The organism is Trebonia sp. (genome assembly GCF_030042015.1).
GTDB lineage: Bacteria > Actinomycetota > Actinomycetes > Streptosporangiales > Streptosporangiaceae > Trebonia.
On record NZ_JASIAL010000526.1, the window covers coordinates 1 to 6,861 of the forward strand.

The 6,861-nt window shown below is 70.7% G+C and carries 8 protein-coding genes and 2 pseudogenes; 7 read left to right on the forward strand and 3 right to left on the reverse strand.

What is annotated here, in order from left to right; translation table 11 throughout:
• From Q1N79_RS28040 to Q1N79_RS28050, 3 genes and pseudogenes are all read right to left on the reverse strand, one after another.
• A pseudogene (locus Q1N79_RS28040) lies at nucleotides 1–873 on the reverse strand (hypothetical protein); the annotation flags it as partial.
• A 987-nt stretch (nucleotides 874–1,860) separates the two neighbouring features.
• A pseudogene (mshD, locus tag Q1N79_RS28045) lies at nucleotides 1,861–2,838 on the reverse strand (mycothiol synthase); the annotation flags it as partial.
• Nucleotides 2,839–2,855: 17 nt separating this feature from the next.
• Nucleotides 2,856–3,602 carry a response regulator transcription factor gene (locus tag Q1N79_RS28050; RefSeq protein ID WP_300614064.1) on the reverse strand — a complete coding sequence of 249 codons (747 nt, stop codon included), beginning with the start codon at nucleotides 3,600–3,602 and terminating at the stop codon, nucleotides 2,856–2,858.
• A 111-nt stretch (nucleotides 3,603–3,713) separates the two neighbouring features.
• Between Q1N79_RS28050 and Q1N79_RS28055 the strand changes: the two genes are divergently transcribed.
• The 7 genes from Q1N79_RS28055 to Q1N79_RS28080 all read left to right on the forward strand — a co-directional run.
• Complete coding sequence (locus Q1N79_RS28055; protein ID WP_300614065.1) at nucleotides 3,714–3,980, forward strand: MoaD/ThiS family protein; 267 nt, start codon at nucleotides 3,714–3,716, stop codon at nucleotides 3,978–3,980.
• Nucleotides 3,981–4,268: 288 nt separating this feature from the next.
• Nucleotides 4,269–4,769 (forward strand): sigma-70 family RNA polymerase sigma factor, encoded by a 501-nt coding sequence (locus Q1N79_RS28060; protein ID WP_367185151.1) that lies wholly within the window; start codon nucleotides 4,269–4,271, stop codon nucleotides 4,767–4,769.
• Nucleotides 4,766–5,476: a zf-HC2 domain-containing protein gene (locus tag Q1N79_RS28065; protein ID WP_300614067.1), complete on the forward strand. Its 711-nt coding sequence runs from the start codon at nucleotides 4,766–4,768 to the stop codon at nucleotides 5,474–5,476. Before Q1N79_RS28060 ends, Q1N79_RS28065 begins: the two co-directional genes overlap by 4 nt.
• 53 nt (nucleotides 5,477–5,529) lie before the next feature.
• Nucleotides 5,530–6,018 carry a co-chaperone YbbN gene (locus Q1N79_RS28070; RefSeq protein ID WP_300614069.1) on the forward strand — a complete coding sequence of 163 codons (489 nt, stop codon included), beginning with the start codon at nucleotides 5,530–5,532 and terminating at the stop codon, nucleotides 6,016–6,018.
• A 107-nt stretch (nucleotides 6,019–6,125) separates the two neighbouring features.
• Nucleotides 6,126–6,209 carry a putative leader peptide gene (locus Q1N79_RS30885; RefSeq protein ID WP_367185152.1) on the forward strand — a complete coding sequence of 28 codons (84 nt, stop codon included), beginning with the start codon at nucleotides 6,126–6,128 and terminating at the stop codon, nucleotides 6,207–6,209.
• 68 nt (nucleotides 6,210–6,277) lie between these two features.
• Complete coding sequence (locus Q1N79_RS28075; protein WP_300614070.1) at nucleotides 6,278–6,727, forward strand: DUF4395 domain-containing protein; 450 nt, start codon at nucleotides 6,278–6,280, stop codon at nucleotides 6,725–6,727.
• Nucleotides 6,724–6,861: rhodanese-like domain-containing protein (locus tag Q1N79_RS28080; protein ID WP_300614071.1), on the forward strand; the 138-nt coding region annotated here is incomplete at its 3' end. The genes Q1N79_RS28075 and Q1N79_RS28080, both read left to right, overlap by 4 nt.

Consider the following 6,861-nt stretch of genomic DNA (forward strand, 5'->3'; position numbering starts at 1 on the left):
GGGACGCGCGGCCGGCCCGGGCCGGCCCGGCAGCGCCGGCGGGGCGTCCGCGCCGTTGCGCGGCGGCGCCGCGGCGCCCGTGGCGACCGTCTCCGCCGCGGGCGGTGCCAGCCGCGCCAGGTCAAGGTCGGGGTCGGAGCCGTCGCCGGCCTCCGCCGCGTCGGCGGCCTCAGCCATGCTGACCGCCTTGCTGACCGACTGCGCCACCTCTTCCTCAAGCGACATGCGGGCGGCTTCCGCCGCGACGAGGCCCTGGACACCGTCCAGGATGTCGGTCAGCCTGCGGACCGTTTCCGCGTGCCGGGTGCTCAGCAGGTTGAGCCTGCGCTCGGCGCCGTCGTGGATGGCGGTGGCACGCGCGGTCGCCTCGTCAAGCACCTTCTTGGCCTGTGACTTGGCATTGGCGAGCGCGGCGTCCGCCTTCTTCCTGGTGTCGCTGGTGAGCCGGTCCGCCTCGGTCCGCGCGGCCGTGCGGGTCTTGTCGGCCTCGTTGCGCGCGGCGGAGATCGTCCGCTCGGCCTGCTCCTGCGCGGCGGTCAGCAACCGTTCGGCCTGCTCGCGCGCGTCGGCCCTGACCCGGTCAGACTCCTGCTGCGCCTCGCCGCGGAGCTTGGCGATGTCGTCGTCTGCCTTGCTCTTCTGGGCTCTCGCCTCGTCGTCGGCAAGCTTGAGGATCTGGGCGATTCGCTCGCTTACCTCCTCGTGCGCAGGCCTGCCCGATAGCGCCTGCTGGCGGACGGTGGAGAGCTCGCGGCGCAGGTGCTCGGTCTCGTCGAGCGTACGCGCGAGGCGCTGCTCGAGCTCGCGAATCTCGTTGTTGCGGCGTGCTACGAAGTCATCGACCTGGCGGCGGCTATAGCCGCGCATCTGCATCTCAAATTCTTCATGCAAGAGGTTCGGCAGGAGGTCACTATTTTCATTCATGGCATCACGAGAATCTTTGGGTCCAGGGATGGGTCGGCGGGAACGGTGTCCGGAGTCTAGCGGGGCCGGGCTTACCAGACAGCCCGGGTAATCGGGACGTGCCAGCGGACCGGCGCGCCGTCGGGCGACCGCGACCGCCAGCTGTCACGGGCAGCCGAACGCGACCGGTCATGCGACACCGGGACGTCTCGGATGTACGGGACGATCGTCGTGTATGGGAGCAGTCACCCATATGACTCTTCTCCGGTGAGACCACCGTCCGCAACCGAAACGGATGAGTGTCCCGTTATATCCGAACTTGGCACGTTCCAGGAAGTTGTCAAAGTTGGTTTTCGTGTCGTGACGATGTTACTGAGACCTAGTGCGACCGTGGGCATACCCCGGCAGCCTGGTCCCGAACCGTGACTTCGCGGGCGCGTACGGCCCGCGCGGGGGCGCCGCCGGCCGAAGTTCGTGGCGCGCATGCCGCGCACGGGGTAACCTGTAGTCAGGTAGTTACCCTCCGATAACCGGACATTGAGGATTCTTGCCGCATATTGGGACAGATGATGCGGCGGGGACCACTGGCCAATATGGCGAGCGCAGTTCCAGAGGTAATCAGATGTCCGATACCAGGACTGGAACGGATTCCGCGACGCATTCGCGGAATCGTTACACCGATGGCGGGTAAAACCGTACGCAAGGGTGGTGCGCGAATGGCCCCGATGGGTCATGCGGAGGAATGGTGTCACGACGTAACCTGGACAGCGGGCGAGATAGTACCCCGTCAACGGAGGTGAGCACGATTCCCAGGCAGGTCGATCTTCGTGTTCACGACGACGTGGCCTTGGACGAGATCGAGCTCTACGCCGAGGTGCTCAGCGCGGTGGCGGCCAGCGACGGGCCGCTCTCCCCGACGGAGCTGGACGCCGTGCTCGGCGTGCGGCGCGTCTGCGGCTGCGCTTCCTGAGCGCGCCGGTACATGACGTCGGTGCTCCACCGGCGCAGTCCCAGGGCCGTGTACATCCGGATGGCCGCCGCATTGGACTCATCGACGTAGAGCATCACCTCGGCCAGGCCGCGGTGCTGCAGGTGCGCTAGGCCGGCGAGGGTCAGCGCCCGCCCGAGGCCGCCTCCCTGCTCCGCCGGGTCGACGCCCACCACGTACACCTCGCCGATAGGCGCGCCCCCGTGCTCCGCCTCGTGCACCTTCGTCCAGTGGAAGCCGGCCAGCGTGCCGTCGCGCTCGGCGAGGAAGAAGCCCTCCGGGTCGAACCAGGGCTCCGTCTCGCGGAGCTCCAGGTCTTGCCTGGTCCAAGACCCCTGTTCGGGGTGGCCGGCGAACGCCCGCCGGTTCACCCGCAGCCAGGCCTCCTCGTCATGTCCTGGCCGGAACGTGCGGAAAGTGATCCCCGCCGGGAGGACCGGGCTCGCGACCGCCGCCCCGGCCAGCGACATGCGCATCTGCCACAGCGCGCGGAACCGGGTAAAGCCGGCCGACCGGGCCAGTGCCGCGGCGCCGGGCAGGTCGCCGTGCGCCCACAGCCGGATGCCGTGGCCGTCCGCGCCGGCGGCAAGCGCGGCGATGAGCGCGGTTCCGTGCCCCCTGCGGCGGTGGGCCGGGTGCACGACGAGTTCGCCGCTCATGTCGCCGGCCCCCGGGCCCTCCTCGCCGGCCGGGTCGAGGTGCGCGTAGCCTGCCGCCGTTTCCCGGCCTTGCTCGCCTTTCCCCCCTTTCCCCCCTTCCCCGCCTTGCTCGCCGCTATCCGCGTCGCGCGCGTAGAGCAGGAGGTCGCGCGAGCGCTCCGCGCTGCCGTGCCGCACGTGCAGCAGGACATGCTCCGACAGCGGCGCGACCCCGTCCGCCTGCCCGGCGGCCTCGGCCAGCTCGAGCACAAGGGCGGCCTGGCCGGGCGGGAGGGGTCCGTCAACGATGCGGGACGCGGCCCCGGTCACTGGTCCGCCGCGATCGCGGCGGACGGGTCCGACGTGAGCGCCGCGCTGGCGCCGCGCTCCTCGGGCACGCCCTTCACCGGCACGAACCGGTAGCCGACGTTGCGGACCGTGCCGATGAGCGCCTCGTGCTCGGGGCCCAGCTTGGCGCGCAGCCGCCGGACGTGCACGTCCACCGTCCTGGTGCCGCCGAAGTAGTCGTAGCCCCAGACTTCCTGGAGCAGGTGGGCACGGGTGAACACGCGGCCAGGGTGCTGCGCGAGGAACTTCAGCAGCTCGAACTCCTTGAAGGTCAGGTCGAGCACGCGGCCCCGCAGCCGCGCCGAGTACGTGGCCTCGTCGATCGCGAGGTCGCCTGACCGGATCTCGTCTGGCGCGTCCGCGGCGGCACGCATGGCGCGGCGGCCGGTGGCCAGCCGCAGCCTGGCCTCCACCTCCGCGGGGCCGGCGGTGTTCAGGATCACGTCGTCAGCGTTCCACTCGGCGCTGACCGCGGCCAGCCCGCCCTCGGTGACGATGGCGAGCATGGGGCAGTCGAGGCCTGTCGTGTGCAGCAGCCGGCAGATACTCTTGGCATGTGCCAGGTCGCGCCGCGCGTCAACGAGCACGACGTCCGCCGGCGGCGCCTCCACCAGCGCGGAGGCGTCGGCGGGCAGCACCCGGACCGAATGCAGCAGCAGGCCGAGGGCCGGCAGAACCTCCGCTGAAGGCTCGAGAACACCTGTCACCAACAGCAGTTCGCTCACCTGGTGCCTCCTCCGGTCTTGCGGCGCATGAACGCCATCATCCTCTGTATAAACACAAAGGGGACCCGGAGGCAACATCGCCCAGGTCCCGTTGAGGTGAGAATAACCGATATGGCCAAGGTCACGATCAGGTACTGGGCCGCTGCCAAGGATGCCGCGGGTGTGCCCGAGGAAACCGTGGACGCGGCGTCGCTCGCCGATGCGCTTGCCGCGGCTGCGGCTGCCGCCCGCCCGGAAACCGGGAGCCGGTTGCGGGACATCCTCGCGCGGTCGTCGTTCCTCGTGAACGCCAACCCTGTGGGCCGCGCCGCGAAGGAGTCGGTCATCCTCGACGACGGCGCGGTCATAGAGGTACTACCCCCGTTCGCAGGCGGATGATCCCGCTGGCCGGCGAGCACCGACGGCCGCGTCCGGGCGCACCGGACACGAGCAATGGCCACGTCTAGTTACGGAACGCCCCGGTCCGGTTGCCTTGCGGTGGCTCGGGCGGGTATATCGGGGAGGACCCGTCCGAGCCATGGACCCAAGGAGCCCGGTCCAGTGACCGCGAGCAACGAGCCCGGCAGAACCGGGCAGGAAAATCCTCCTGGCGAGGTGAACCGGCCGGGAGCCGGCAACGTTCTACCCAGTGTGCCGAGCGCTGGAACGGCCCCCGGGCAGGAACGACTGGCCGATGAAGCGTTTGTCAGGGCGCTGTACGCCGAACACGGCGGCGCCCTGCTGCGGTATTCGCTGCACCTGACCGGAGGTGACAGGCAACGGGCGGAGGACCTAGTGCAGGAGACCATCGTGCGGGCGTGGCGCCACCCGGATGCGCTCTCCGACCGGCCGGCGCGGCCGTGGCTGTTCGCGGTGGCCCGCAACCTGGCGGTCGACGCCTACCGGGCGCGCCAGTCCCGGCCGGCCGAGGTCGGCCAGGCCGTGCTCGACACGCTGCCCGCCGACGACGACGCGGACCGCACGCTCGAGTCGTGGGCGGTGGCGGAGGCCCTCGCCTCGCTGCGGCCCGACCACCGCAAGGTGCTCGTGGAGACCTACTACCGCGGGTGCTCGGTGGCTGAGGCCGCGGCCACCCTCGGGATACCGGCAGGAACGGTGAAATCGCGTACGTTCTACGCGCTGAAGGCGCTCAAGCTGGCACTTCAGGAACGGGGACTAGCGCCATGACCCAGGCGATGGACTGCTCGGAGGCGCGGCTGTCGCTCGGCGTCTACGTGCTCGGCGCCATCGACCCCGCCGAGCGCGCGCTGGTGGACGCCCACCTGGCCAGCTGCCGCGACTGCCGGGACGAACTCGCGGGGCTCGCGGGGCTGCCGGCCCTGCTCGCCCGGGTCGGCAAGGAGGAAGCCATCGCCCTGGCGGCTGACGACGGGCCGTCGGCCGTGGACGAAGAGCCCCCGCCGCGCGAGCTGCTCGCCACGGTGGTCGACCTGACCGCGGCCCGTCGGCGCCGGCGCCGCTGGCGCGACGCCGGGCTGGGGCTGGCTGCCGCCCTCATCATCGCGGCCGGCGTGTTCGGCGGCCTGCGGGCCACCTCAGCACCCGCGCAGCCGAACCAGTACGCCGCCGGTGTCGCCGTCGGCCCGTGGGAGACCGCGACCGGGCAATCGCAGGGCATGACCGTGACCGTCTCGTACCGGCCGATGGGCTGGGGAACGCAGCTCGAGGCCAAAGTGAGCGGCATCCCGATCGGCACCAGGTGCCAGATGTGGGTGCTCGGGCCGGGCAACAGCCGCGTCCTCGCCGGCAGCTGGGTCACCGACCACAGCGAAGGCCAGGTGTGGTACCCCGCGTCGGCCGCGGTGAATGGCAACTACGTGCAGGCGTTCGTGATCACGGTCGGCGCCACGCGGTCGATCACGGTCACGGCCTGAGCCTTGCGCGCGCCGCGGGAATACCGCGCCGAGCCGCGAGCGCTGGAACGCGTATGGTAGCTGGCCTGATCGTGCTCGCGGCGGTGCTGGCTGCGGCTTCGGCAGTGGGCGTGGGCATTCGCGCGCGCAGCGGGCGGTTCCGGCCGCGGACGTCGCTGCCCGGCCTATCCCCGACGACCGTCACCCAGGACGGCCCCGGGCAGGCACGGTCACCCGCCGGCGACCAGCTGACCGTGGCCGACCTCGGCGCGGCGCTTGGCGAGCGGGCCACCCTGGTGCAGTTCTCCACCGAGTTCTGCCGCTACTGCGGGCCGACCCGCGAGCTGCTCGCGGAGGTCGCGGGGGCACGAGACGGAGTGGCGCTCATCGAGGTCGACGCGGCGCGGCGGCTGGACCTGGCGCGGCGGCTGAACGTGCTGAGCACGCCGACGGTCTTCGTGCTCAGGCCCGACGGCTCGATCGCGCAGCGGGCCTCGGGGCTGCCGCGCAAGTCCGACGTGCTCGCGGCGCTCGGCAGCGTCCTGGGCGGCGGCGCCTCTTGAATTTCCCACTAAATTGGGCGACAATTGTGCCCACGTTCGCCGGCCGGGGAGTGACAGCAGGGCCGCTGGTGAATAGCATCTGGTACGTGTCTTCGAGCGCAGCGCAGATGCTGACCAAGCGGCGTGCTGTCGATTTCTGCCGGGTGGCGACCGCGATCTGTCGGCCCCCGGCCGCGTCTGCTGCTGCCTAGCCTGGCGGGACGAGGCCGCGGGCGGGCAGAGAACATGATCAATCTCACCTGCGCCTGGGAGCATCACCATGAACATCGATCCACGAGGGCCGCGTTTCGGCGCGGCGATCACGACCGTGGTGCTCGCGATCGTGCTGGTCACGGGGAGCGGATGGCTGCTGTTCGCGCAGACGCTCGTGTTCGCCGTCGGGGCGCTCTTCGGCCTGCGCTACGCGCCCTACGGCTTCATCTACCGCTACCTGGTCCGGCCGCGGCTCGGACCACCGTCGAGGACGGAGGCGGAGGCCCCGCCCCGGTTCGCGCAGGGGGTAGGCATGGTGATCGCCGGGATCGGCGCCATCGGCTTCGCGATCGGCGCGACCGTGGTAGGGATCGTCTTCGCCGCGCTGGCCCTGGCCGCGGCGTTCCTGAACGCCGCCTTCGACCTCTGCCTCGGCTGCCACATGTACCTACTCATACAACGGATCCGGCCAGCCCGTAGGGCCGGCCGCACAGGAAAAGAGGTTTCCACGTCATGAGCCGTTCCGATGTCCTAGTCGACGCCGACTGGGTCGAAGCCCGTATCGGAGAGCCCGGAGTCGTCATCGTCGAGGTCGACGAGGACACCAGCGCCTACGACAAGGGCCACATCCCGAGCGCCATCAAGATTGAC

Coding starts and splice junctions, on each gene's coding strand:
- Q1N79_RS28055 (WP_300614065.1), top strand. CDS start 3,714: ATGGCCAAGGTCACGATCAGGTACTGGGCCGCTGCCAAGGATGCCGCG.
- Q1N79_RS28065 (WP_300614067.1), top strand. CDS start 4,766: ATGACCCAGGCGATGGACTGCTCGGAGGCGCGGCTGTCGCTCGGCGTC.
- Q1N79_RS28070 (WP_300614069.1), top strand. CDS start 5,530: ATGGTAGCTGGCCTGATCGTGCTCGCGGCGGTGCTGGCTGCGGCTTCG.
- Q1N79_RS30885 (WP_367185152.1), top strand. CDS start 6,126: ATGCTGACCAAGCGGCGTGCTGTCGATTTCTGCCGGGTGGCGACCGCG.
- Q1N79_RS28075 (WP_300614070.1), top strand. CDS start 6,278: ATGAACATCGATCCACGAGGGCCGCGTTTCGGCGCGGCGATCACGACC.